This is a genomic window from Rhodobacter sp. SGA-6-6, from assembly GCF_011043545.1.
GTDB lineage: Bacteria > Pseudomonadota > Alphaproteobacteria > Rhodobacterales > Rhodobacteraceae > Pseudogemmobacter.
Window position 1 is genome coordinate 225,452 of sequence record NZ_JAAKGP010000004.1, and the last position, 23,392, is coordinate 248,843.

Here is a 23,392-nt window from a genome sequence, read left to right on the forward strand (position 1 = left end):
GATGGACGGCATGACCGGGAACACGGGCCCCGTGGTGCGGCTGGAGGCGGTGGAGCGGCGCTTCTCCGACCGGCCGGCATTGGACGGCATCTCGCTGACCTTGGACCGCGGCGAGATCGTCGGCCTGATCGGCCGCTCCGGCGCGGGGAAATCGACGCTGATCCGCTGCCTGAACGGGCTGGACCGGCCGCAGGCGGGCCGGGTGGTGATCGACGGCACCGACATCACCCACCTGTCGGAACAGGAATTGCAGCCGATCCGCCGCCGGATCGGGATGATCTTCCAGCATTTCAACCTGCTCTCGGCCAAGACCGTGGCCGAGAACGTCGCCCTGCCGCTGAAGATCGCCGGCCAGCCCCCGGCGCAGCGCCGGGCGCGGGTGATGGAGCTTCTGGACATGGTGGGGCTGGCCGACAAGGCCGACACATACCCCGCCCGTCTGTCCGGCGGGCAGAAGCAGCGCGTCGGCATCGCCCGGGCGCTGGCGGGCGACCCGATCCTGCTCTTGTCGGACGAGGCGACCTCGGCGCTGGACCCCGAGACGACGCAGGCGATCCTGGCGCTGTTGCAGGACGTGAACCGCCAGCTGGGCGTGACCATCCTGATGATCACCCACGAGATGGAGGTGGTGCGCCAGATCGCCCATCGGGTGCTGGTGCTGGACGCCGGCCGCATCGTCGAGGAAGGGCCGGTCGCCCGCGTCCTGGCCTCGCCGCGGACGGACACCACCCGCAGCCTGCTGCGCGGCCTGTCGCCGGTGCTGCCGCAGCACATCGCCTCGCAGATCGCGCCGCAGGGCGAGCAGGCGCTGATCCGGGTGGATGTCTACGGCGCCGCCGCGCGCCAGCCGCTGCTGGCCATCGTCGAAGGGATCACCGGCCGCCCGGCCCGGCTGGTCCATGGCGGGCTGAACGACGTGCAGGGCGAACCCTACGGGCGGCTGTTCATCGCCCTCGGCACCGCCGATCCCGACCGGGTGGCCGCAGTGGTCGCCCGGCTGCAACCCGAAACCACAGCCATCGAGGTGTTGGGCCATGTCCCGGGCGATGTTTGACCTGCTCTTGAAGGGCCTGTGGGAGACAGTGGTGATGACCGGCGTCTCCGGCGCGCTGTCCTTCGCGATCGGCCTGCCGCTGGCCCTGATCCTCGTCACCACCGACCGCGGCGGCATCTTCCAGAACCTTGCCGTCAACCGCTCGCTGGGGCTGGTGGTGAACGCGCTGCGCTCGATCCCCTTCATCATCCTGCTGGTGGCGGTGATCCCGCTGACGCGGCTGATCACCGGCTCGGCCATCGGCATCGCCGCGGCCATCGTGCCGCTGACCATCGCCGCCGCGCCCTATTTCGCCCGGGTGGCCGAGGTTTCCCTGCGCGAGGTGGACCGGCCGCTGATCGACGCCGCCCGCGCCATGGGCGCCACCCGCTGGACCATCCTGCGCGAGGTGCTGATCCCCGAGGCGCTGCCCGGCATCGTCTCGGGCTTCACGGTGACGCTGGTCACCCTGATCGGCGCCTCGGCCATGGCCGGGGCGGTGGGGGCGGGGGGCCTTGGCGACATCGCCATCCGCTACGGCTATCAGCGGTTCGAGACCGCGGTGATGCTGGCGGTGGTGGCGATTCTGATCGTCATGGTGGCGGGGATGCAATGGGCGGGCGACCGGCTGGCCCGCCGGATCGACCGGCGCTAGGCGTCACCCCCTTGCGTGGCGCTTCAGCCCCTCGATCAGCAGGTCCACGCCGCTGTCGGTGGTGACGATCCCCGGCGAGGCGCGCAGGATGCGGCCGCGGCCGTCGGTCGAGATGCCTTCGGCCCGCAGCGCATCCACCACCGCCGCCGCCTCGCCCGGCAGGCGCAGCATGACCGAGCCGCCGCGCCGGTCCTCCGGCTCGGGCGTCACCAGGTCCAGCCCCATCTCCCGCGCCGCCGCGATGATCCGCGCGGTCTGGCGGCGGTTCTGCGCCAGAAGCGCGCCGTGGTCCTGCGCCGCGTGCCAGTCCATCGCCGGCAGCGAGGCAAGTGCTGCGACGCAGCCCGGGGTGCCGTTGTCGAAGCGGCGGATGTCGGGGGCATAGGAGAAGCGGTCCAGCGCCCAGCTGAACGGGTCGGGCTGGCTGAACCAGCCGCGCAGTTCCGGCGCACAGTCGGGGATCAGCCGGGGCGCGACATGCAGGATGCCGGCGCCGGGGGTGCCGCACATCCATTTCAGGCTGGTGGAGACGGCGAAATCCACCTCCGGCGCCGTCACGTCGAAGGGCAGAAGACCCGCACCTTGGGTGATGTCCACCCCGACGATGCTGCCCATGGCCCGGCCATGCGCCACCAGCGGCGCCAGGTCGATCCGCCGCGAGGTGGTGGAGGAGACCCAGGTCAGGATCGCCAGCGCCACGTCCCTCCCCCATTGGGCAAGGAAATCCTCGTCCTCCACCCAGGGACTGCCCTGCCGCATCGCCACGGTGTCCAGCGTGAAGCCCAGCCGTTCCTGCAGCTTCGTCAGCAGGAAATGGTTGGAGGGGAAGCAGTCGGCGGCCACCAGCACCCTTTTGCCGCGCAGCCGCTCCGGCGGCAGCGCGGTCAGCAGCATGTGCACCGCCTGCGTCACGTTCTCGGCGGTGGTCACGCTGCCCTCGGGCGCATTCAGGATGCCGCGCCAGCGGTCGACGAAGGCGGCGCGCCGGGCCAGCACCCAGCCCCATTGCGCATCGTTCGCGGCGCCCCAGACGGCAGCGAATTCGGCCATGACGCGGGCCAGGTCGGCCTCCTTGCCGGGATACTGGCCGATGGAATGATACAGGAAATAGGCGTCTTGCATGGGTCTTACCGTTGGTAGGCGCGCTGGAAGCGATGCTCCAGCCAGCCGGTCAGCCGCACCAGCGGCCAGAGGATCGCCACATAGATCAGCGCGGCGCCGAGCAGGGGCGTGGGGTTGGCGAACAGCGCCTGCGCGTCGGTCGCCTGTTTCAGGAGGTCGGTCATGGTGACGACCGAGGCCAGCGAGGTGTCCTTGATGATGCTGACGCAGTTGGAGGCATGGGGCGGGATCACCAGCCGGGTGGCCTGCGGCAGGATCACCTTCTGCATCGTGCGCCAGAACCCCAGGCCAAGGGCCGAGGCCGCCTCGAACTGACCCTTCGGCACGGCCTGTATGCCCGCCCGCATCACCTCGGCGGTATAGGCGCCAAGGACCAGCGACAGCGCGATCAGCGCGGCGGTGAAGGAAGACAGCACGATCCCGGCGAAGGGCAGCGCGTAATAGATCAGGATCAGCACCACCAGCACCGGCATGGCGCGCATCAGGTCGGTGTAGAGGATCGCCAGCAGTTGCAGCGGCCGCACCGCGAACAGCCGCACCAGCGCGATGCCGAGGCCGAGCAGGGTGCCGAACAGGATGGTGGAGAAGCCGAGCACCAGCGTCATCCCCAGCCCCTGCAGCAGCATCGGGAAGGCCCGGCGGAGCACGTCGAGATTGAAGAAGATCTCGATGGCGTTCATCTGGGGCCTCCTGCGGGGCGGTCGGTGATCAGCATGTGCCCGGGCGCATGGGTGATGGCGAAGGGCAGCCGGGCGGCGGCGATGGCGCGCTCCATTGTCACGCCGCAGGCCCAGAACACCGGGATCTCGCCGGGAAGCACGTCGGTCAGCCCCAGCCCGTCGATCGGGCGCGACAGGTCGACGCCGATGGCAGAAGGGTCGCCGGTATGGACCGGGGCACCATGGGCCTGCGGATGCGCCTCGGTCACGGCCACGGCCAGCGGCACCTGCGCTTCTGGCATCGCCCGCATCGTCACCACCAGCGTGCCGCCGAAGGGTCCGGCGGCGGCGTTCGGAATCGTGGTGTCGAAAGCGGAACAGCTGACCCCCGGCGCATGGCAGCGCAGGGCAACGCCGGCAGCGACCAGATCGGCCTCGAAGGTCAGCGAGCAGCCGATGGCGAAGGGCACCAGATCGTCGCGCCAGTGGCCGGCGATGTCGGGCAGCCGCTCGGTGGCCGCGCCGTCCACGAACAGCCGGTAGAGTGGCAGGTCGCGGCGCAGGTCGAACTCCCCCAGTCCGGGCAGCGTCGGGTCGCCCGGCCGCCCCCGCGCCAGCAGCGGGCAGGCGGCGGGGTTGGCGCGCAGGAAGGACTCGAAGTCGTCGGCCCAAACCTCGGGGATGAAGGCCATGTTGGCCTGCGCGTAACCGTGGCAAAGCGCGGCGGTCTGCCGCACCTCGCCGGCCCGGAACCGCGCGCGCCACTCGGCCGGGGTCATCTGCGGCTCCAGTCGGTCTCGATCTGCGCCTTGAACAGCAGGACTTCCAGCTCATGCGTGCGGCGGGTGCGGTCCCACCGCTCCTCGTCCATCCAGCCGGCGCGCCAGGTGGTCATGGCGACAAGGCAGCACGTTTCCGGCAGGCCCCAGTCAGGCCCCGGCGTCACCCGGATCGACACCCGCGGCACCCGCGCCCCGGCGGGGCCGAGGTGGAAATCGATCAGGCCGAGCCCGGCATGGGGCCGGATCTCCACCTCCGCCGCCGAGCCGTCGAAGAGCGAGATGCCGTGCCAGACCCCGGGCTCTTCCCCCGGGGTCAGGTCCATCGAGCCCAGCGCCCACCGCCCCAGCCTGCGCCCGTCCGACAGATGGGCGAAGGCGAAGCCGGCGGGCACATCGACCCGGACCGAGGCAAGATGGGCGGGCTGCATGTCGCGGGCGTCAGTCGGCCGAGGTCGGGACCGGCATCGGCGTCACCGCGAAGCTGCCCTCCGCCGGCGGCACGCCCAGCCATTTCTCGTAGATCGCGGCCATGGTGCCGTCGGCCTTCATGTCCGAGATGATCTGGTTCACCTGCTCCAGCTTGTCCGATCCCTTCGGCATCATCATGGCGAATTTCTCGCCGGTGACGATCTCGTGAGAAACGGTCAGCCCTTTCATCTGGGTGGCGGCATAGCGCAGCCCGACCACATCGTTCACCGCCGCGTCGATCCGGCCGTTCTGCAAGTCGGTCAGCATGTTGGCGGTGGTGTCATAGCTCTTGTAGTCGGCATACCCGATCTCTTCCGCGCGTTCCTTCAGCCAGTTCTCGGGGAAGGAGGTGGCGACGGAGCCAACGGTCTTGCCCTTCAGCGCCTCAACCGAGGCGATGTCGGAGCCTTCCTTGACGCCGATCCCCAGCGCGCCCTCGAAATAGGGCTGGGTGAAGGACTGGCTTTCCAGCCGCTCGTCGGTGATGGTCAGGGACGAGATCACGATGTCCACCCGGCCCGAGGCCGTGGCGACGAACAGCGCCTTGAAGTCCATGCCTTCGATCTGGGCGGTGGTGCCCATCCGCTTGGCGATCTCGTTGACGATATCGACCTCGAACCCCTCGAAAGTGCCCGCTTCGGTCTTGTTCTCCCACGGCGGGTTGGCGGGGTAGGAGCCCACGCGCAGCGGGTCCTGCGCGAAGGCCGGGGCGGCGAAGGCAAGCGCGGCGGCAAGCCCAAGCGCGGTGCGACGGGTGAAGTTCATCGGGTGCAACCTCCTGCTGGATGACGGCGGGCTCTTCCCCGGGAATCGGGGGACTCGCTTCTAGGGTAAAGACTGCCAGAAAAAGAATACATTTCAAGAGATATTTTGAACCTGAAGTATACCGATTTTGCCGTCATGCAAGGGTTTCCCTTGCAAATCAGCGCAATGGCTGCTTCCATCTTGGCAAGAAACTGTATTCAAATCCAGATGTCCCGACAGAACCTGCGCGACCGCATCTACGACCGGCTGATCCAGAGCATCCGCTCCGGCGCCTTCGGCTGGGACGACCGCTACGTCGATGTCACCGTGGCGGCCGAGCTTGGCGTCTCGCGGATGCCGGCGCGCGACGCGCTGATGCGGCTGGCGGCCGAGGGCTATCTGGTGCCCACCACCCGCGGCTTCGTGCTGCCGCGGTTGACGCCCGCCGAAATCCTGGACTTCTTCGAGTTGCGCCGGCTGCTGGAGCCCCGCGCCGCCGCGCTGGCGGCGCAGGCGATGACCGACGCCGCGTTGGCAACGATGGAACGGGCGGTGGAGGACGGCGCCGCCGCCGTCGCCGCCCATGACGGGCCGGTGCTGTTCACCGCCTCGGAACTCTTCCGCAACGCCTGGCTGTCGGTGGTGCCGAACCGGGCGCTGGAACAGTCGATCCGGCGCTATTTCGTGCAGGTGCAGAACGTCCGCCTGATCACCATGCGCGAGGACCGCACCCTTGCGGTGATCGTCGAGGGCCAGCGCGACCTGCTGGCCGCCTTCCGCGCCGGCGACGCCGTGGCCGCCGCCGACCGGATGCTGCGCTTCGTGATCGAGGGCGAGACCGCCTTCCGCCGCAGCGGGGCGGAAGACGACCGGCCCCTCTGAGGCCGCCGTTCACATTTCCGCCTGCGCCTCCAACCCCAAATTGACGAACATTTCGTGAACATATATCCCTACCCCATGGCAAGGGCGACTCTCCAGGACAAGCTGGCCATCCTTTCGGATGCGGCGAAATACGATGCCTCCTGCGCCTCCAGCGGGGGCGAGAGGCGCGATTCGCGCAAGGGCGGGCTGGGGTCCTCGGGCGGCAGCGGCATCTGCCACGCCTATGCGCCGGACGGGCGCTGCATCAGCCTGCTGAAGATCCTGATGACCAACTTCTGCATCTTCGACTGCGCCTATTGCGTCAACCGCGTCTCCTCCAACGTCGAACGCGCCCGCTTCTCGGTCGAGGAGGTGGTGACGCTGGTGCTGGAGTTCTACCGGCGCAACTACATCGAGGGGCTGTTCCTGTCCTCGGGCATCATCCGCTCGCCCGACCAGACCATGGCCGACATGGTGCGCATCGCCCGGACGCTGCGGCAGGACCATGGCTTCAACGGCTATATCCACCTGAAGACCATCCCCGACGCCAGCCCGGACCTGATCCGCGAGGCCGGGCTTTGGGCCGACCGGCTGTCGATCAATGTCGAGCTGCCGCAGGACGCCAGCCTGCGGCAGCTGGCCCCCGAGAAACGGCCCGAGACCATCCGCTCGGCCATGGCACAGGTGCGGCTGGAGGGCGAGGCGGCGCAGGACGAAAGCCACGCCGGCAAGCGTCCGCCCCGCTTCGCCCCGGCCGGGCAATCGACGCAGATGATCGTCGGCGCGGACGGCGCCGACGACATGGCGATCCTGCAAAGCGCGACCCGGCTCTACACCGGCTACCGGCTGAAGCGGGTCTATTATTCCGCCTTCTCGCCGATCCCCGACGCCTCGGCCGCGCTGCCGCTGGTCCGGCCGCCGCTCTTGCGCGAGCATCGGCTGTATCAGGCCGACTGGCTGCTGCGCTTCTACGGCTTCTCGGCCGAGGAGATCGCCACCGGCACCAAGGCCGGGCATCTGGACCTGGAGATCGACCCCAAGCTGGCCTGGGCGTTGCAGCACCGCGGCCTGTTCCCGCTGGAGGTGAACCGCGCCCCGCGCGAGATGCTGCTGCGGGTGCCGGGCTTCGGCACCCGCACGGTGGACCGCATCGTCGAGGCCCGCCGCAGCCGCAGCCTGCGCTACGAGGATCTGGCGCGAATGGGGGCGGCGATGAAGACGGCCCGGCCCTTCGTCGCCCTGCCCGGCTGGTCCCCCGGCGCGCTGACCGACAGCGCCGGCCTGCGCGCCCGCTTCGCCCCGCCGCCCGAGCAGCTGCGCCTGCTGTGACCCATGCCGTCGCCCTGCCCCGGCACGGCCTGTTCGAGGCCTGGCGCGAGGCCGCGCGGCGGGCGATCGGCCACCGCATTCCGCCGGAGGAGATCGACTGGACCGGCGGCGAGGGTCTGTTCGCCGCCGATCCGCTGCCCGACAGCCCCGGCCCGCACCGGGCGCATGTGCCGGCGGCCTTCCTGCAACTGGCCCGTTCGGTGATCTGGCATTCGGCGCCGGAGCGGACGGCGCTGCTCTACCGGGCGCTGTGGCGGATAGACCGGCAGGAGGGCGACCCGCTGTCGCAGGCCGATCCGCTGGGACGCCGGCTGAACCTGATGGCCAGGGCGGTCGGCCGCGACATCCACAAGATGCACGCCTTCGTCCGCTTCCGCGAATTGCCCGGGGCAGGCCGCCGCCGCTTCGCCGCCTGGTTCGAGCCGGAGCACGACACGCTGGAGCCCGGCAGCCGCTTCTTCGCCCGCCGCTTCGCCGACATGGACTGGACCATCGCCACCCCGCGCCTGACCGCGCGGTTCCAGGACGGCCGGCTGAGCTTCCACCCCGGCGGCCCGCGCCCCGACCTGCCCGAGGATGCCTCCGAGACACTGTGGGCCACCTATTTCGCCAATATCTTCAACCCCGGCCGCATCAAGCTGGAGGCGATGCGGGCCGAGATGCCCAAGAAATACTGGAAGAACCTGCCGGAGACCCGGCTGATCCCCGACATGCTGAAGGACGCCGAGGCGCGGGTGGAGCGGATGCGGCAGGCCGCCGCCACCCCGCCCCGCCCGGGCGCGGCGGCAGTCTCCACCCGCTACCGCGCCGCGATGCCGCAGGCGGCCGACCTGCCGCAGACGCTGGCCGAGGCGCGACAGGCCGCGCTGCTCTGCCGCCGCTGCGCCCTCTGCGAGGCCGCGACGCAGACCGTCTGGGGCGAAGGCGCGCCGGAGGCCGGCCTGATGATCGTCGGCGAACAGCCCGGCGACAGGGAGGACCTGGAGGGCCGGCCCTTCGTCGGCCCCGCGGGCCAGTTGCTGCGCGGGGCGATGGCCGAAGCCGGGGTCGATCCGGCGCGGGTCTGGCTGACCAATGCGGTGAAGCATTTCAAGTTCGTCCCCCGCGGCAAGCGCCGCCTGCACCAGACCCCGGGGCGCGAGGAGATCCAGCATTGCCGCTGGTGGCTGGGGCTGGAGCTTGCCTTCGTCCGGCCCCGCATGGTGCTGGCGCTCGGCGCCTCGGCCGCCTTCGCGCTGACGGGGAATGCCGCGCCGCTGGCGCCCCGGCGCGGCGGGATGGAGACCGGGCTGCACGGCGGGCCGGTGCTGCTGTCCTGGCACCCGGCCCATGTCCTGCGCCTGACCGATCCCGCCGCGCGGCAGGCCGTGCTGCGGGAACTGACCGCCGACCTGGCCCGCGCCCGGCAGGCCGCGGAAAGCTGATCCCGGGGCGTGGAACCGCGGTGCCTGCGCGGAGTTTGCCCTAAAGCCGCGGCGACGACCGGCAGGACCGGGCCGCACCCACCTGAAACGAGGGCAGGACAGATGGCACGCACCCCACACGACACCGGACTCGGCAATGCCGGCGAAACCCAGCAGCGCGGCGGCGAGGTGCTGACCAGCAACCACGGCATCCCCTTCTCGGACAACCAGAATTCCCTGCGCGTCGGCGACCGCGGCCCGACGCTGCTGGAAGACTTCCTGCTGCGCGAGAAGATCTTCCACTTCGACCACGAGCGCATCCCCGAGCGGATCGTCCATGCCCGCGGCTCTGCCGCGCATGGGGTGTTCACCTGCACCGACCCGATCCCCGACCTGACCCGCGCCGCGCTCTTCGCCGAGAAGGGCAAGGAGACCCCGGTCTTCGTGCGCTTCTCCACCGTCGCGGGCGGGGCCGGATCGGTGGACACGCCCCGCGACGTGCGCGGCTTCGCGGTGAAGTTCTACACCGAGGAAGGCAACTGGGACCTGGTCGGCAACAACATCCCGGTCTTCTTCATCCAGGACGCGATCAAGTTCCCCGACCTGGTCCATTCGGTGAAGATGGAGGCCGACCGCGCCTATCCGCAGGCCGCCACTGCGCACGACACCTTCTGGGATTTCGTCTCGCTGATGCCGGAAACGCTGCATACGGTGATCTGGGCGATGTCGGACCGCGCCATCCCGCGCAGCTACCGGATGATGCAGGGCTTCGGCGTCCATACCTTCAAGCTGGTGAACGCGGCCGGAGAGGAACGCTTCGTCAAGTTCCACTGGCGCCCGGTGCTGGGACTGCAATCGCTGGTCTGGGACGAAAGCGCCAAGCTGCAGGGGGCGGACAACGACTACCACCGCCGCGACCTTTACGAAGCCATCGCGGCGGGCGACTTCCCGCAATGGGAACTCGGGGTGCAGGTCTTCGACCAGGCGCTGGCCGACGGCCTGCCCTACGATGTGCTGGACGCCACCAAGATCATCCCCGAAGAGGTGGTGCCGCTGCGGGTGATCGGCCGGCTGACGCTGAACCGCAACCCCGACAACTTCTTCGCCGAGACCGAGCAGGCGGCCTTCCTGCCCTCGAACATCGTGCCGGGGGTAGACTTCACCGACGATCCGCTGCTGCAGGGGCGGCTGTTCAGCTACCTCGACACCCAGAAATCGCGGCTGGGGACGACGAACTTCCACCAGATCCCGGTGAATGCGCCGAAATGCCCCTTCGCCAACATGATGCGCGACGGGATGATGCAGACCCATATCCCGAAGGGCCGGGCGAACTACGAGCCGAACTCGCTGGACATGGCGGGCGAGGACCCCGGCCCGCGGGCCAGCGTCACCGGCTTCATCACCGCCCCGCAGGCGGTGCAGGGCGAGAAGCTGCGGCAGCGGGCCGAAAGCTTCGGCGACCATTACAGCCAGCCGCGGCTGTTCTGGCGCTCGCAGACCGCGAACGAACAGGCGCATATCGCCTCGGCCTTCGTGTTCGAGTTGTCGAAGGTCACCCTGCCGCACGTGCGCATCCGGCTGGTCAGCCATCTGCGCAACATCGAGGAAGAGCTTGCGCAGCGGGTGGCGACGGGGCTGGGGATCGACCTGCCCGAGGCCGCGCCGCCCTTCCGCCCGCCGGTGGACCTGCCGCCCTCGGACGCGCTGTCGATCCAGAAGAACTGGCAGGAGACGCTGAAGGGCCGCAAGGTCGGCCTGCTCTTCGCCGAAGGCTCCGACAAGGCCGCCATCGACGGGCTGATCGCCGCGATCGAGGCCGAGGGCGGCACCGTCTTCACCATCGCGCCCAAGGTCGGGCCGCTGCAACTGAAGGGCGGCACGATGCAGGCCGACGGGCAGCTGGCCGGGTCGCCCTCGGTGCTGTTCGACGCCGTGGGCATGATCCTGATGCCCGAGCAGGCGGAGAAGCTGGCCAGGGACTCCGCCGCCATCGGCTTCGTCATGGATGCCTTCGCCCATCTCAAGGCCATCGGCCATTGCAAGGGATCGCAGGTCATCCTCGACCGCGCCGGGATCGCGCCGGACGAGGGCGTGGGGCCCTATGACGGCCTGCCCGCGATGGCGAAGCGGCGCTACTGGGCGCGCGAGGCGACCCTGCGCGACCTGGCCTGACCGCGACGGCTTCCGCGATGGCCGGCAAGGACGCCGCGACCCGCGAGGAAGACCTGCGCACCGGAATGCCGTTCTGGCTGAAGACGCCGCATTCCGCCGTGCCGGCGACGCCCCGCCTGCCCCGCGACCGCTTCGACGTGATCGTGGTCGGCGCCGGCATCTCGGGTGCGCTGGTGGCCGAGGCACTGACGCGGGCGGGACGGTCGGTGCTGATCCTCGACCGCCGCCCGCCGGTGCGCGGCTCCACCCCGGCCTCGACCGCGATGATCCAGCACGAGATCGACGTGCCGCTGACCCGGCTGCGCCGCCGGATCGGCCCGGACCGCGCCGACCGGGCCTGGCTGCGGTCGGTGCAGGCGGTGGGGGATCTGGTGGCGCTGGCGAAGCGGCTGGACATCGCGTGCGGAATGCGGCCGAAACCCGCGCTCTATCTGGCGGGGGAGGAGATGGGCGCACGGGCGCTGGCGGCCGAGGCCGCGGCGCGCGAGGGGATCGGCATCAAGGCCGATTACCTGAAGCGGGCCGATCTGCTGGCCCGTTTCGGGCTGGACCGCACGGCGGCGATCCTGTCCCCCGCCTCGGCCTCGGCCAATCCGGCGCAGTTGACGGCGGGGCTGCTGCGCGCCGCGCTGGCGCGGGGGGCGCGGATCGCCTCGCCGGTCGAGATCGCAGACATGGCCGAACTGCCTTCGGGCGTCGCGCTGGCCACCCGGCGGGGCGAGGCGCTGGTGGCCGGGCACGCCGTCTTCTGCACAGGCTACGAATACCTGCCGCAGATGGAGACGAAATCCCACCGCGTCACCTCGACCTGGGCGCTGGCCTCGCGGCCGCTGGCCGGCCTGCCGCCGTGGATGCGCGACACCATCGTCTGGGAGGCCGCCGACCCCTATCTCTATTTCCGCACCGACGAGACCGGCCGCATCATCGCCGGCGGCGAGGACGAGGATGCCGCGGACAGCAATGCGGACCCCGGAAAGCTGGCGGAGAAGGCGAAGGTGATCGCGCGGAAGCTGCAGGACCTGACCGGCGTCCGGGTCGGCCGGCCCGCCTATGCCTGGTCCGCGCCCTTCGGGGTGACCGCGGACGGACTGCCGATCATCGACCGGGTGCCGGGATACGACCGCTGCTTCGCGGTGATGGGCTTCGGCGGCAACGGCATCACCTTCTCGGTCCTCGCCGCGCAGATCGTTGCCGCCGCCATCGCAGGCAAGCCGGACCCCGACGCCGACATCTTCCGCTATCGCTGAACCGTCCCGGGAAGGCCGGTCCCGCGCCGCCGGATTGACAGGCCTTGCACAGGGGTGCAGGAATGTTGCACAGCCCTTCGGTGCAGGCCGCTTCCGGGCGGGCCGTGAATCCCAACCGCCCGAAATCCCTGCAAGAATGCTGCGCATCTCCTGCCGGAGGGCTGCAAGGACCGGGCGCTCCAGGAAAGGCAAGGCTGCGGTGGCGAAGTCGAAACCCATGGCCAAGAAGCCCTCGGTCAGCGCCAGCAAGGTGGCGGAGCTGGCGGGCGTCTCGCGCTCGGCGGTGTCGCGGACCTTCACCGACGGCGCCAGCGTCTCGGCCGAGACCCGGGCCAAGGTCCTCGCCGCCGCCGACCGGCTGGGCTACCACGTCAACCATCTCGCGCGCGGGCTGATCCATCACCGCTCGGGGATCGTCTGCCTGATCGTGGCCCAGATGCAGACGCCGTTCCAGGCGGCCCTGGTCGAGGCGGCGACCCGGCGGCTGCAGGCCAAGGGCAAGGTGGTGATGGTGCTGAACACCGCCGGCCAGCCCGCCAATGTCGAGGCCGCGCTGCGCCAGACCCTGAACTACCGCGCCGAGGCGACGGTGGTCGTGTCCGGCGCGCCGCCCCTGTCGCTGGTGGAAACCTGCATCGAGAACGGCCAGCGGGTGATCCTGATCAACCGCGACGACGTGACCGGCGGGCCGCATTGCGTGATGGTCGGCAACGAGGCGGCGGCGGAAGAGGCTTGCTTCATGCTGCGCCGCGCGGGGTGCCGGCGGCTGGCGGTGGTCAGCTCCACCGCCGGGACGCCCAGCATCGTGGCGCGCGAGACCGCCTTCGCCGCGGCGGGCGCGGCGGCGGGGATGGAGGTGGCGGTCAGCCGCGCCGGCCCCACCGGCTATGCCGCCGGGGCCGACAGCGCCCGGCAGCTGCTGGCGGGGTCCGGCCGGCCGGACGGGGTGTTCTGCGTCACCGACCTGCTGGCGCTCGGCTTCCTCGACGTGGCGCGGATCGAGTTCCGGATGCGGGTGCCGGAGGAACTGTGCCTCATCGGCTTCGACGACATTCCGGCGGCGGGCTGGCTGGGCTACGACCTCACCACCTTCCGCCAGCCGATCGACGCCATCGCCGACCACATCGCCACGCTGGTGGACGAGGAGGACTCGGCACAGCCCCCGCAGCGCCGCTTCCCGGCGCAGGTGATCTGGCGCAAGACGGTGCGGCCCTGAGAGGGGGAAACGGCATTACCGCGATCTCCGTGGCGAAGGCGCGTGCCTTCGCCACAGCGCAACGGTTCAGCCTAGACCGGCCGGGCCCCAAAGGCCCGGCCAGCGCCCGCCCCGCCCTCGGCGGGCGCTTCTCGCCCGCCGGGTCGGGCGCTGGCCTCACCCGGTCTCGGGCTGGCAGGTCTCCGGTTGACATGTCACGCACGGGCGGGGGCGAGGCAGTGCCTCGCCTTCTCCCGCCCGACCAGGCCGCGGGTTTCCCACCCCCGGACACCGCCCCGCCCTATCTCCCGCTTACCGTGAACTCCTGCAGGTCCAACGTGAAGTCCTCGTTCGGCAGCCGGGCCAGATAGCCCACCAGGATGCGCAGGAAGACCGTGAAGCGGGCGGCGAGGCCCGCGCCCTCCGGCACCGCCAATTGCCGGACCAGCCGGGCGTAGAAGGCCAGCCGCTCGGGCGCGATGTAGCGCCGGGCCAGCGTGCCGCCCTTGCGCAGGCGATACCAGTCCTCGGCCAGCAGGGTCAGGCGGAAGTCGGGCGCATCGGGCAGGTCCAGCTCCAGCAGGCGCAGCAGGTCGGCCATCCTGCCCCGCAGGAAACCGGCCATGTCGTCGGGCCATTCGCGCGGGATGTAGCGGCGGTGGACCAGCTCGACCAGATGGCGGTCGAGGAAGCTGCCGTGGTCGGGTGCCTGCGCTGCCGGCGGCACGGGCCGGCCAGCGGCGGCGGCTTCGAGGGCATAGGCGGCGAAGGCGGCGTCGTGCCCGGGCACCACGGCCAGAACCGGGCTGCGGATCTCCACCCGGCCGGGGTGCAGGTCGACCAGCTTCATCACCGGGCAGAAGCCCACCGGCGAGGGCACCGCGACGTTGAAGAAGCCCCGTTCCCCCTGCACATGCACCGCAGTGTCGTTGACATGCAGGTGACCCGAGAAATGCAGCGGCACCCCGGTCTCCAGGAAGGCCGCGGCGACCTCGGGCGGCGGGATGCGGCGGGCGAGGCCGCTGGTGCCGAAGATCCGCAGTTCCTCGGCCCCCGTCCCCGCCAGCACGTCCAGCGCCGGGTAATGCGAGAAGGCGACCAGATGCTTGCCGCCGGCCCTGGCCCGGTCGGCGACATCGCGCATCCAGGGCAGCAGATGGGCGCGGTGGCGCAGCACGGCGGGCCAGCAGCCATCGGTGGGATCGTGGAAACTGTCGGGGTCGGACAGGTCCCGCGCACCGTCGCGCGGCACGCAGACGTTGGTGTCGAGCGACAGCAGCCAGAGCCCCTCCACCGGCTCCACCAGATAGGAGGCGTCGATCATCCGGCAGGCGGTGCGGCCGTCGGGGCTGCGGACCCGATAGCTGCGGGCGGACCAGGCGGGATCGGCGCCGAAGGGGGTTTCCCAATGCAGGTCGCCTTCCTGCGGCCGGTAAAGCGCCTGCATCCGCCTCAGCGCCTCGGCGGTGCCCAAGGTGGCGGCATCGGGGCTGTCGGCACTGTCCACGGCAAGCGGCGTGCCGTCTTCGCGCAGGAAGGTCTTGACCTGCGGCCGGCCCTCCAGCGCGAAGAGGTCGTGGTTGCCCGGCGTCGCCAGCACCCGCAGCCCGTGGCGGTCGCGGTAGTCGCCGATCAGCGCCATCGCCGCGGCGATGTTGGGGGCCTGGCCGTCGTCGGTCAGGTCGCCGACCAGCAGGACGATCCGCACCCCCTCCGCCACCACCCGGTCCAGCGCGGCGCGGAAGGCGGGGAGGCTTTCGTTGAACACCCGGGTGGAGTCCACGGTGTCGCCGTAGCTGCGGATCGCGGCGGAAAGGCCCGAGCCTTCGGGCCGCCAGCCGCAGTCATGCACATGCGGGTCGGCGATGACGGCGATGCGGATCAAGGCGCGGCATCGGCGGCGGGCAGCCGGTCGGGGCCGGACAGCAGCGGGATGCCGGTGGCCCGCGACAGGATGCCGGCGACGCCCGGCGCGGCGGCCAGCACCGGCGCGCCCTCGGTCAGCCCGCCCAGCGACAGGAAGGGGCCGGTCACCCCGCCCGCCTCGCGCACCATCAGCAGGCCGGCGAGACAATCCCAGGAGTTCATGTGCAGCTCGGCATAGCCGTCGCTGCGCCCGTCGGCGACATAGGCCAGGCCGAGCGCCCCGCAGGCCCCGCGCCGCACGTTGCTGCCGGCGCGGAACAGGGCATGGACCGCCTCGATGTAGTCGGCGGTGGGTTCGCGGCGCGACCAGCCCATCTCGAACGAGGTCGCGGCGATGTCGGTGGTCCCGGCCACCCGCATTGGCTTGCCGTTCATCTGCGCCCCGTGGCCGAGCCGGGCGAAATGGGTCTCGTCCAGCACCGGGTTGACGATGGCGCCCAGTTGCACCTCGCCATTGCCGACGAAGGCGATGGAGATGCAGAAATGCGGGATCGAGCGGGCGAAGTTGGCGGTGCCGTCGATCGGGTCCACCACCCAGGCCTGCCGGCCGGGCGCGCCGCCGGTCTCCTCGCCCAGGAAGCCGTCCTCGGGGAAGGACTCCTCGATACGGGCGCGGATATGGGCCTCGACCCGGCCGTCGGTCTCGGTCAGGTAGTCCTGCGGCCCCTTCATGCTGGCGGGCCGGCCGGCCTGAAGGGCGAAGCCGTCGAGGGCCAGCCGGGCGGCCCCCGGAAGCAGATCGCGCAAGAAGGTTTCGCGGCGGTCGATCGCCCGGGAGTCGAGTGTCATGCGTCATCCTTCGGCAAGAGCCGGCGCGTCCGCCCACGATTCCCGCAGCGATGGCGGCTGTCAACCGATTGCGCACAGCCGTGCATCGCTCCTGCTTGCCGCCTTCTCCCGATGCTGCAGTGCAGAAGCAGTGGAAATCCCGGAAGGCGCCGCGATTCCAGCGCGCCGCCTTCCGCACTTGCCGCAGCCGCGGGGTCCAGCCAGCCGGGCGGATGCACGCCTGCCCAATCCGCCAAGGCGGCAGACCGGCCTGCCGCGCGGCGGCGGCAGCCGGGCAATTCCGACCCGCCGCCGCAACGGGCGATAAGGCTTGACAGGCGAAGCCCTCGTCACCCACGATCTGCACAGGAGTGCAAGAATGCACCGGGCCATCGGCCAAGGGAGGAACAGACATGACCGGAAGAACCGCCATCATCCTGGCCGGGGCCGCCCTGGCGCTGCCCGCCGCGGCGCAGGCCGCAGAGCTGAACCTGATCTGCGCCGCCGACGTGGTGATCTGCGAGCGGCTGACCGAGGAATTCGGCAAGACCCATCCCGACATCAGCGTCAACATGGTGCGGATGTCCTCGGGCGAGGCCTATGCCAAGATCCGCGCCGAATCGCGCAACCCGCAAACCGACATCTGGTGGGGCGGCACCGGCGACCCGCACCTGCAGGCCGCCGCGGACGAACTGACCACCCCCTACGAATCCCCCATGCAGGCCGAACTGCACGACTGGGCGCTGTCACAGGCCAGGGTCTCGGGCAACCGCACCATCGGCGTCTATTCGGGCGTCCTCGGCTGGGGCTACAACACCGAGCATTTCGCCGCCAAGGGCCTGAAGGAGCCGCTGTGCTGGGCCGACCTGCTGGACCCCGCGCTGAAAGGCGAGATCCAGATCGCCGACCCGAATTCCTCGGGCACCGCCTATACCGCGCTGGCCACGCTGGTGCAGTTGATGGGCGAGGACGAAGCCTTCGCCTATCTCAAGCAGTTGCACGCCAACGTGGCGCAATACACCAAGTCGGGCTCGGCCCCGGTGAAGGCGGCGGCGCGGGGCGAGGCCGGGCTCGGCATCGTCTTCATGCACGACGCGGTGACGCAGCAGGTGGAAGGCTTCCCGATCAAGCCCGTCGCCCCCTGCGAGGGCACCGGCTACGAGATCGGCTCGATGTCGCTGATCGAGGGCTCGGCCAACCCGGACGAGGCGAAGATCTTCTACGACTGGGTGCTGGGCGCCGAGGTGCAGAGCCTGATGCCCGAGGCCGGGTCCTACCAGATCGCCTCGAACAAGGCGGCGAAGCCTTCGGAACACGCCATCGACCCCAGTGCCGTCAAGCTGATCGACTACGATTTCGCCGAATACGGCTCGGCCGAGCGGCGCAAGCACCTGCTGGCCCGCTGGGATGCCGAGATCGGCGGCGCGGCGTCGGAATGATGCGGACCGGCCGGCCCCGATGAACGCCGACAACCGGCGGCTGGACCGGGTTCTTGCCGCCGTCGCGCTCGCCCTGCTGTTGCTGCCCTGGTATCGCGTCCGCTCGGGCTTCTTCGGGCTGGACTGGCTGGCCGAGGTCTTCGGCAAGCCCGACCTCTGGCCCGGCCTCGCGCAGGCGGCGGCCGGGCGCTGGCAGTTCTGGCCGGTGCTGGCGCTGATCGCGGCGGCGGTCTGGCTGCGGCTGCGCACCCCCTCCGGCCCCCGGCGGGGACGGACCCTGGTCTGGCTGGGCGCCGCCGGGCTGGCCTGGATGGCGGCGCAGGGCCTGTCCATCGGCACGCGGGGCTGGAACTGGTCGCTGCTGGAACGGACCCTCGGCGAGGTCGCCGGCCAGCCCGCCTTCGGCGCCGGGGCCATCGTCGCCGGGCTGTTCTTCACCTGCCTGATCTCCTTCGGCAAGGCCGAGCGCGGGGCGCTGAAGGGCGATGCCTTCGTGCTGACATCGATCGCGGTGCTGATCCTGCTGGTCGGGGTCTTCGTCTTCTATCCGATCCTGTCGATCTTCATCGGCGCCTTTCAGGACTTCGACGGCTCCTTCACCGCCGAAGGGGTGCTGCGCAACATCGTCGATCCGAAGATCTGGAGCCTGGCCTGCCTGGGCGGCGGCAATTGCGGCGTCGCCTGGCGCACCTTCTTCCTGGCGATCTGCACCGCCACCGCCTCCACCCTGCTGGGCCTGGCCTTCGCGCTGGTCGCCACCCGCACCGGGTTTCCGTTCAAGAAGGGGCTGCGGCTCCTGACCGTGCTGCCGATCATCACCCCGCCCTTCGTGGTGGGGCTGGCGCTGACCATGCTTCTGGGCCGCAGCGGCACCCTTACCCAATGGATCGAGGCCGCCACCGGCTATGAACTCGGCCGCTGGCTCTACGGCCTGACCGGCATCTGGCTGGCGCAGGTTCTCAGCTTCACTCCCATCGCCTTCCTGGTCCTGATCGGCGTGGTCGAAGGCGTCAGCCCCTCGATGGAGGAAGCCTCGCAGACCCTGCGGGCCGACCGCTGGCGCACCTTCCGCCATGTCTCGCTGCCGCTGATGGCGCCCGGGCTGGCCAATGCCTTCCTGATCGGCTTCATCGAAAGCATGGCGGATTTCGGCAACCCGCTGGTGCTGGGCGGCTCGGGCGGGGTGCTGTCGACCGAGATCTTCTTCTCGGTCGTCGGCGCGCAGAACGACCCCTCGCGCGCGGCGGTGCTGGCGACGGTCCTCCTCGGCTTCACCCTGTCGGCCTTCCTGGCACAGCGGCTGTGGCTGTCGGGGCGCAGCTATGCCACCGTCGGCGGCAAGGGCGACGGCGGCACCCATGCGCTGCTGCCGCGGCGGCTGTCCTGGCCGGTGGTGGGCGTGGTCGTCGCTTGGGGCAGCTTCACCGTCGTCGTCTACCTGATGATCGTCTTCGGCGGCTTCGTGAAGCTCTGGGGTCTCGACCATTCGCTGACGCTGGACCACTACATCCGCGCCTTCGGCATCGACCTTTCCGATGGCTGGCGGTGGAGCGGGGTGGCCTGGAACAGCTTCTGGACCACGATGCTGATCGCGCTGATCGCCGCCCCCCTGACCGCCGCCGTTGGCCTTCTGACCGGCTGGCTGATCGCGCGGCAGCGCTTCCCCGGCAAGGGCCTGTTCGAGTTCCTGCTGATGATGAGCTTCGCCATCCCCGGCACGGTGATCGGCATCAGCTACATCATGGCCTTCAACCTGCCGCCGATCCAGATGACCGGCACCGCGCTGATCCTGATCGCCTGCTTCGTCTTCCGCAACATGCCAGTCGGCGTGCGCGGCGGGGTGGCGGCGATGTCGCAGCTGGACGGCAGCCTGGACGAGGCCTCGCTGACGCTGGGCGCCGATTCCGGCCGCACCCTGCGCCGGGTGATCCTGCCGCTCTTGCGCCCGGCGATCACCGCGGCGCTGGTCTACAGCTTCGTGCGGGCGATCACCTCGATCTCGGCCGTGGTCTTCCTGGTCTCGGCCAAATACAACATGGCGACGGCCTATATCGTCGGGCTGGTCGAGAACGGGCAATACGGCGTGGCCATCGCCTATTCCTCGGTGCTGATCGTGGTGATGATCGCCGTGATCGGCTTGTTCCAGGTCCTGGTGGGCGAGCGCCGCCTGCGCCGCAGGCCCGCCCCACCCAGCCCATCGGAGGCAGCAGCATGATGCAGGCCCGCAGGGGCGCGGTCGAATTCCGGGCCGTGCGCAAGGATTATGGCAACTTCACCGCCGTGCCGCAGCTGGACCTGTCGATAGAGCCGGGGCAGCTGGTCACGCTGCTCGGCCCCTCGGGCTGCGGCAAGACCACCACGCTGCGGATGCTGGCGGGGCTGGAAACCCCCACCGTCGGCAGCATCCTGATCGGCGGCGAGGACGTGACCCGCCTGCCGCCCAACCGCCGCGACGTGACCATGGTGTTCCAGAGCTATGCGCTGTTCCCGCATATGTCGGTGATCCGCAACATCGCCTACGGGCTGGAATCGGGGGGCATGAAGCCGGCCGAGGCCAAGGCGGCGGCGGGCCGCGGGCTGGAGCTGGTGGGCCTGTCCGGCCTGGGCGACCGGCTGCCCTCGGAGCTGTCCGGCGGCCAGCAGCAGCGCGTCGCCGTCGCCCGCGCGCTGGTGCTGGAGCCGCAGGTGCTGCTGCTGGACGAGCCGCTGTCGAACCTCGACGCCCGCCTGCGCCGCCGGGTCCGCACGGAAATCCGCGAATTGCAACAGCGGCTCGGCTTTACCGCCGTCTACGTCACCCACGACCAGGACGAGGCGCTGGCGGTCTCGGACCGGATCGTGGTGATGAAGGAGGGCCGCATCGCCCAGGACGGTCCGCCGCGCGACCTTTACGAAAGCCCGGCCTCGGAATTCATCGCCGACTTCATCGGCGAGGCGAATGTGGTGGATTGCACCGTCACCGCGGTGAAGGACGGCCTCGCCACCGTCTCGCTGAGCGGCTTGCAGATCGCCCTGCCCGCCCGCGGTCTGCCCCGCGGCCCCGCCCGCATGGCCCTGCGTCCCAATGCGCTGAGCGTCGGCCAGGGTCCCGGCCTTGCCGCCCGGGTGCTGAGCGCGGCCTATCTGGGCGACCACATCGAATACGAATTCGAGACCGTGGTCGGCCGGCTCTTCGTCACCGACGACGGCATCGACAGCATGGTGCCGGTGGGGCAGGAGGCCAGCCTGACCTTCCGCGGCAAGGGCGCGGCGCTGATCCGGCGCTAGGCCGGCCCGGCCGCCAGCAGCCGCCGGGTCAAGTCCTCCAGCAGCGCGGGCAGCTGGCGGAACAGATAGCCGGCATGGGCGCGTTCCAGCGGGTTGTGGTAGTCGCGGCCCCAGGGGCCGAGGTTCACCGTCGGCACCTGCGCCAGCGCCCCCGGCGCCAGCCGCACCGCCTGCGCCCAGGCCGGGGTTTCCGCCGCCAGCGCGTCCAGCACCCGGTCGTCGGCCTGTCCGAAGAAGCTCATGTCCGAGATGCCGGCGAAATAGGGCGTCTCCGTCAGGGCGGCGCCATGCCGCGCCGGCGCCTCGGCCAGGAAGTCGCGCAGGAGGCGCAACAGCGCCGGATCGCCGACTTCGGTCGCCAGATAGGGGATCGACCCCAAGCCCAGCACCACCGCCGGCCCCATCCGGCCCGAACGCTGCCACAGCGCGGCGGTCATCCGGCGGCAGCGTTCCGGCAGATCGGCCCCGGCGCTTGCCGCCGCCACCTGCTCCAGATGCGCCGCCACGCCCGGGTCGCGGGCCGAGACCTCGGCCAGCAGCGCGCCCCAGGTCAGCACCGGCACCTCCGCCTCCAGCCCCGCCGCGTCGGCGGCAAGGCCCGACTGCGCCGCCCGCCCGGCCAGCGCGGCAAGGCAGTCGCGCAGCGCCTCGCGCACCAGGGCCTCCACCGCCGGCAGCACCTCGGCAGGGTCGCGCCGGTGCAGCAGCACGTTCCAGAACAGGAAGGCGGTGCCCGGCGTGGTCACGTCATAGCCGCCCTTGCCGTCCTTCATCGACAGCAGGCTGGCCGCCGTGCCCGCCGCGCCGCCGGTGTCGTCGGTCAGCTCGGGCGCCCATTCCAGCCGCGCGGCGATGGCCCCGGCCAGCGCCGCCGCGTTCAGCCCGCGCAGGGCAAAGCCGCTGTGGACCGGCCGGCCGACCACGAAGGCCGTGGGCAGCACCTTGCCCACCGTCCCGGTCGCCAGCACCCGCCCGGCGCTGCCGTCGCCGTCGTCGGCGATGGCGTCCAGGTTGATCGCCGCCGCGATCTCCAGCCCATGCGCCGCGGCCAGGTCCCCCAGTCGCGCCGCCGCCGCCCGCGCCCCGGCCGAGGCGTTCTCCTCATCCGGAACGGCCAGGAACAGGAGGTTGCCGTCGAACGGCGCTTCCGCGATCTTGGCCATCGCGGCCAGCCCCGCCGCCAGCCCGCCCTTCATGTCCAGAAGCCCGCGCCCGGGCAGGAATTCGCCCGACTCCATATCCGCCCGCGCCCGCTGCGACGCCGGGTCCTGCGCCCCGCGCAGCCGGGCCAGCAGCGCCTCGCGCAAGGCCTCGGGCTGGCAGGCCAGCGGCGCGAGATCGCCGTAATCCGCGACCGTCACCGTGTCGTAATGGCCGGTCAGCACCACCGTCCGCGCGCCCTTGCCGCGCAGCAGCAGCGCCGCCACCTGCCGCCGGTCGCCCTGGGCCACCGGAAAGGTCCAGACCTCGGGCGCGGGGCCGAAGCAGGTCTGCGCCCGCAGCAGGTCGGCCAGCCAGGGCCCGAAGCTTTCCTCGTCCGGGGTTCCGGTCACGCTGGGCCGGGCCACCAGGGCCAGCGCCAGATCGCGGCAAAGGGTTTCCATCGCAAGCGCCTCCCACCTGCCGCCCGGGTTACTCGCTCGCGGCGCCCCGGTCCAGAGCCGCGGCCCGCCGCCGCCCGGCCATCCGCGCCAGCGTGCCGTCGCGCCACATCCCCTCGTGCACCCCGACCATGACGACATGGCCGAGGATCATCACGGCCAGCAGCCAGGCCAGCTCGCCATGCAGCGCTTCGGCCAGCGATTGCGTCCAGGCCATGGGCGCCTCGCGGCCCGGGAAGACCGGGATGCCGAAGGGGGCAAAGGGCCGCTCGCCGCCCCAGGCCCGCAGCAGCGCCAGCGTCGGCACCGCCGCCATGACGAGGTAGAGCAGCAGATGCCCGGCCCGCGCGGCAAGGCCGAGGGGGCCGCGGCCATGCGAAGGCCGGTTCCTGCGGTTGGCCAGCGCCCAGAGAAGCCGCAGCACGATCAGCCCGAACAGCACCGTCCCCACCGGCTGGTGGCTGCCGACGAAGAAGCCGACGACGGGCTGGCGGCCGAGCGCCAGCTTCAGCCCCATGCCCAGGAACTGCCACAGGATCAGCGCCGCGATCGACCAGTGCAGCGCCCTGGTGACAAGGCCATAGGCCAGCGGCGTGTCGCACAGCGGCAGGCGCGGGGTGGGGGTGCGAGTCATCGTCCGGTCCGTTTTCTGCAATCGGTTCCGGGCGGGATAGCCGGGGTGCAGCGGCGTTCCAACCACCCGCAGGTGCGGCGCGCGAAA

20 protein-coding genes are annotated in these 23,392 nt (G+C 70.9%); 11 read left to right on the top strand and 9 right to left on the bottom strand.

Going from position 1 to position 23,392, the window contains the following annotated elements:
* The first annotated feature begins 10 nt into the window (after positions 1–10).
* Positions 11–1,054 carry a methionine ABC transporter ATP-binding protein gene (locus G5B31_RS10055; protein WP_240904361.1) on the top strand — a complete coding sequence of 348 codons (1,044 nt, stop codon included), beginning with the start codon at positions 11–13 and terminating at the stop codon, positions 1,052–1,054.
* A complete protein-coding gene (locus G5B31_RS10060) occupies positions 1,035–1,688 on the top strand; it encodes a methionine ABC transporter permease (RefSeq protein WP_165016813.1) in 654 nt (217 codons plus the stop codon). The genes G5B31_RS10055 and G5B31_RS10060 overlap by 20 nt, the downstream gene beginning before the upstream one ends.
* Before the next feature lie 3 nt (positions 1,689–1,691).
* Here G5B31_RS10060 and G5B31_RS10065 read toward each other — a convergent pair whose 3' ends face one another.
* The 5 genes from G5B31_RS10065 to G5B31_RS10085 are packed head-to-tail and all read right to left on the bottom strand — an operon-like array spanning position 1,692 to position 5,484.
* The gene (locus G5B31_RS10065; RefSeq protein ID WP_165016816.1) at positions 1,692–2,810 is read right to left on the bottom strand and encodes an aminotransferase class V-fold PLP-dependent enzyme; all 1,119 of its coding nucleotides are present in this window, start codon (positions 2,808–2,810) and stop codon (positions 1,692–1,694) included.
* A gap of 5 nt (positions 2,811–2,815) precedes the next feature.
* Positions 2,816–3,490, bottom strand: coding sequence for an amino acid ABC transporter permease (locus G5B31_RS10070; protein WP_165016819.1), 675 nt, complete (start codon positions 3,488–3,490; stop codon positions 2,816–2,818).
* A complete protein-coding gene (locus G5B31_RS10075) occupies positions 3,487–4,248 on the bottom strand; it encodes a D-glutamate cyclase family protein (RefSeq protein WP_165016821.1) in 762 nt (253 codons plus the stop codon). The genes G5B31_RS10070 and G5B31_RS10075 overlap by 4 nt, the downstream gene beginning before the upstream one ends.
* On the bottom strand, positions 4,245–4,679 hold the full coding sequence (locus G5B31_RS10080) for a hypothetical protein (protein ID WP_165016823.1): 435 nt from the start codon (positions 4,677–4,679) through the stop codon (positions 4,245–4,247). The genes G5B31_RS10075 and G5B31_RS10080 overlap by 4 nt, the downstream gene beginning before the upstream one ends.
* Before the next feature lie 10 nt (positions 4,680–4,689).
* On the bottom strand, positions 4,690–5,484 hold the full coding sequence (locus tag G5B31_RS10085) for an ABC transporter substrate-binding protein (RefSeq protein WP_165016825.1): 795 nt from the start codon (positions 5,482–5,484) through the stop codon (positions 4,690–4,692).
* 207 nt (positions 5,485–5,691) lie between these two features.
* Between G5B31_RS10085 and G5B31_RS10090 the strand changes: the two genes are divergently transcribed.
* The 6 genes from G5B31_RS10090 (at position 5,692) to G5B31_RS10115 (ending at position 13,691) form a co-directional block, all read left to right on the top strand.
* On the top strand, positions 5,692–6,345 hold the full coding sequence (locus G5B31_RS10090; protein ID WP_165016827.1) for a GntR family transcriptional regulator: 654 nt from the start codon (positions 5,692–5,694) through the stop codon (positions 6,343–6,345).
* A gap of 75 nt (positions 6,346–6,420) precedes the next feature.
* A complete protein-coding gene (locus G5B31_RS10095) occupies positions 6,421–7,653 on the top strand; it encodes a putative DNA modification/repair radical SAM protein (protein ID WP_165017174.1) in 1,233 nt (410 codons plus the stop codon).
* A complete protein-coding gene (locus tag G5B31_RS10100; protein WP_165016829.1) occupies positions 7,650–9,077 on the top strand; it encodes a UdgX family uracil-DNA binding protein in 1,428 nt (475 codons plus the stop codon). The genes G5B31_RS10095 and G5B31_RS10100 overlap by 4 nt, the downstream gene beginning before the upstream one ends.
* Before the next feature lie 102 nt (positions 9,078–9,179).
* Positions 9,180–11,228, top strand: a complete 2,049-nt coding sequence (locus tag G5B31_RS10105; protein WP_165016831.1) for a catalase — start codon at positions 9,180–9,182, stop codon at positions 11,226–11,228.
* A gap of 17 nt (positions 11,229–11,245) precedes the next feature.
* Positions 11,246–12,475, top strand: a complete 1,230-nt coding sequence (locus G5B31_RS10110; protein WP_165016833.1) for an FAD-binding oxidoreductase — start codon at positions 11,246–11,248, stop codon at positions 12,473–12,475.
* 217 nt (positions 12,476–12,692) lie between these two features.
* Positions 12,693–13,691 carry a substrate-binding domain-containing protein gene (locus tag G5B31_RS10115; RefSeq protein WP_165016835.1) on the top strand — a complete coding sequence of 333 codons (999 nt, stop codon included), beginning with the start codon at positions 12,693–12,695 and terminating at the stop codon, positions 13,689–13,691.
* Positions 13,692–13,971: 280 nt separating this feature from the next.
* Here G5B31_RS10115 and G5B31_RS10120 read toward each other — a convergent pair whose 3' ends face one another.
* Positions 13,972–15,555: a metallophosphoesterase gene (locus G5B31_RS10120; protein ID WP_165016837.1), complete on the bottom strand. Its 1,584-nt coding sequence runs from the start codon at positions 15,553–15,555 to the stop codon at positions 13,972–13,974.
* Positions 15,552–16,385 (bottom strand): inositol monophosphatase family protein, encoded by an 834-nt coding sequence (locus G5B31_RS10125; RefSeq protein WP_165016840.1) that lies wholly within the window; start codon positions 16,383–16,385, stop codon positions 15,552–15,554. Before G5B31_RS10125 ends, G5B31_RS10120 begins: the two co-directional genes overlap by 4 nt.
* Positions 16,386–16,777: 392 nt before the next feature.
* On the opposite strand from G5B31_RS10125, the gene G5B31_RS10130 reads away from it, so the two are divergent.
* From G5B31_RS10130 to G5B31_RS10140, 3 genes are read left to right on the top strand one after another with little or no spacing between them, the layout of a single operon-like run.
* Positions 16,778–17,803 (top strand): ABC transporter substrate-binding protein, encoded by a 1,026-nt coding sequence (locus G5B31_RS10130; protein WP_165016843.1) that lies wholly within the window; start codon positions 16,778–16,780, stop codon positions 17,801–17,803.
* Positions 17,804–17,822: 19 nt separating this feature from the next.
* Entirely contained in the window at positions 17,823–20,018 is a 2,196-nt protein-coding gene (locus G5B31_RS10135) for an iron ABC transporter permease (RefSeq protein ID WP_165016846.1), read from the top strand.
* On the top strand, positions 20,015–21,070 hold the full coding sequence (locus tag G5B31_RS10140; protein WP_165016849.1) for an ABC transporter ATP-binding protein: 1,056 nt from the start codon (positions 20,015–20,017) through the stop codon (positions 21,068–21,070). The genes G5B31_RS10135 and G5B31_RS10140 overlap by 4 nt, the downstream gene beginning before the upstream one ends.
* Here G5B31_RS10140 and G5B31_RS10145 read toward each other — a convergent pair.
* A complete protein-coding gene (locus G5B31_RS10145) occupies positions 21,067–22,674 on the bottom strand; it encodes a M20/M25/M40 family metallo-hydrolase (RefSeq protein WP_165016852.1) in 1,608 nt (535 codons plus the stop codon). The two genes, G5B31_RS10140 and G5B31_RS10145, sit on opposite strands and share 4 nt — an antisense overlap.
* A gap of 28 nt (positions 22,675–22,702) precedes the next feature.
* The gene (locus tag G5B31_RS10150; protein ID WP_165016855.1) at positions 22,703–23,305 is read right to left on the bottom strand and encodes a cytochrome b; all 603 of its coding nucleotides are present in this window, start codon (positions 23,303–23,305) and stop codon (positions 22,703–22,705) included.
* Positions 23,306–23,392: the final 87 nt, after the last annotated feature.

Excerpts from the sequence above, each read along its gene's own strand:
- G5B31_RS10090 (WP_165016827.1), top strand. The coding sequence starts at position 5,692 with ATGTCCCGACAGAACCTGCGCGACCGCATCTACGACCGGCTGATCCAG.
- G5B31_RS10085 (WP_165016825.1), bottom strand. The coding sequence starts at position 5,484 with ATGAACTTCACCCGTCGCACCGCGCTTGGGCTTGCCGCCGCGCTTGCC.
- G5B31_RS10135 (WP_165016846.1), top strand. The coding sequence starts at position 17,823 with ATGAACGCCGACAACCGGCGGCTGGACCGGGTTCTTGCCGCCGTCGCG.
- G5B31_RS10075 (WP_165016821.1), bottom strand. The coding sequence starts at position 4,248 with ATGACCCCGGCCGAGTGGCGCGCGCGGTTCCGGGCCGGCGAGGTGCGG.
- G5B31_RS10055 (WP_240904361.1), top strand. The coding sequence starts at position 11 with ATGACCGGGAACACGGGCCCCGTGGTGCGGCTGGAGGCGGTGGAGCGG.
- G5B31_RS10070 (WP_165016819.1), bottom strand. The coding sequence starts at position 3,490 with ATGAACGCCATCGAGATCTTCTTCAATCTCGACGTGCTCCGCCGGGCC.
- G5B31_RS10105 (WP_165016831.1), top strand. The coding sequence starts at position 9,180 with ATGGCACGCACCCCACACGACACCGGACTCGGCAATGCCGGCGAAACC.
- G5B31_RS10140 (WP_165016849.1), top strand. The coding sequence starts at position 20,015 with ATGATGCAGGCCCGCAGGGGCGCGGTCGAATTCCGGGCCGTGCGCAAG.
- G5B31_RS10130 (WP_165016843.1), top strand. The coding sequence starts at position 16,778 with ATGACCGGAAGAACCGCCATCATCCTGGCCGGGGCCGCCCTGGCGCTG.
- G5B31_RS10125 (WP_165016840.1), bottom strand. The coding sequence starts at position 16,385 with ATGACACTCGACTCCCGGGCGATCGACCGCCGCGAAACCTTCTTGCGC.
- G5B31_RS10060 (WP_165016813.1), top strand. The coding sequence starts at position 1,035 with ATGTCCCGGGCGATGTTTGACCTGCTCTTGAAGGGCCTGTGGGAGACA.
- G5B31_RS10150 (WP_165016855.1), bottom strand. The coding sequence starts at position 23,305 with ATGACTCGCACCCCCACCCCGCGCCTGCCGCTGTGCGACACGCCGCTG.
- G5B31_RS10110 (WP_165016833.1), top strand. The coding sequence starts at position 11,246 with ATGGCCGGCAAGGACGCCGCGACCCGCGAGGAAGACCTGCGCACCGGA.
- G5B31_RS10115 (WP_165016835.1), top strand. The coding sequence starts at position 12,693 with ATGGCCAAGAAGCCCTCGGTCAGCGCCAGCAAGGTGGCGGAGCTGGCG.
- G5B31_RS10065 (WP_165016816.1), bottom strand. The coding sequence starts at position 2,810 with ATGCAAGACGCCTATTTCCTGTATCATTCCATCGGCCAGTATCCCGGC.
- G5B31_RS10095 (WP_165017174.1), top strand. The coding sequence starts at position 6,421 with ATGGCAAGGGCGACTCTCCAGGACAAGCTGGCCATCCTTTCGGATGCG.
- G5B31_RS10145 (WP_165016852.1), bottom strand. The coding sequence starts at position 22,674 with ATGGAAACCCTTTGCCGCGATCTGGCGCTGGCCCTGGTGGCCCGGCCC.
- G5B31_RS10080 (WP_165016823.1), bottom strand. The coding sequence starts at position 4,679 with ATGCAGCCCGCCCATCTTGCCTCGGTCCGGGTCGATGTGCCCGCCGGC.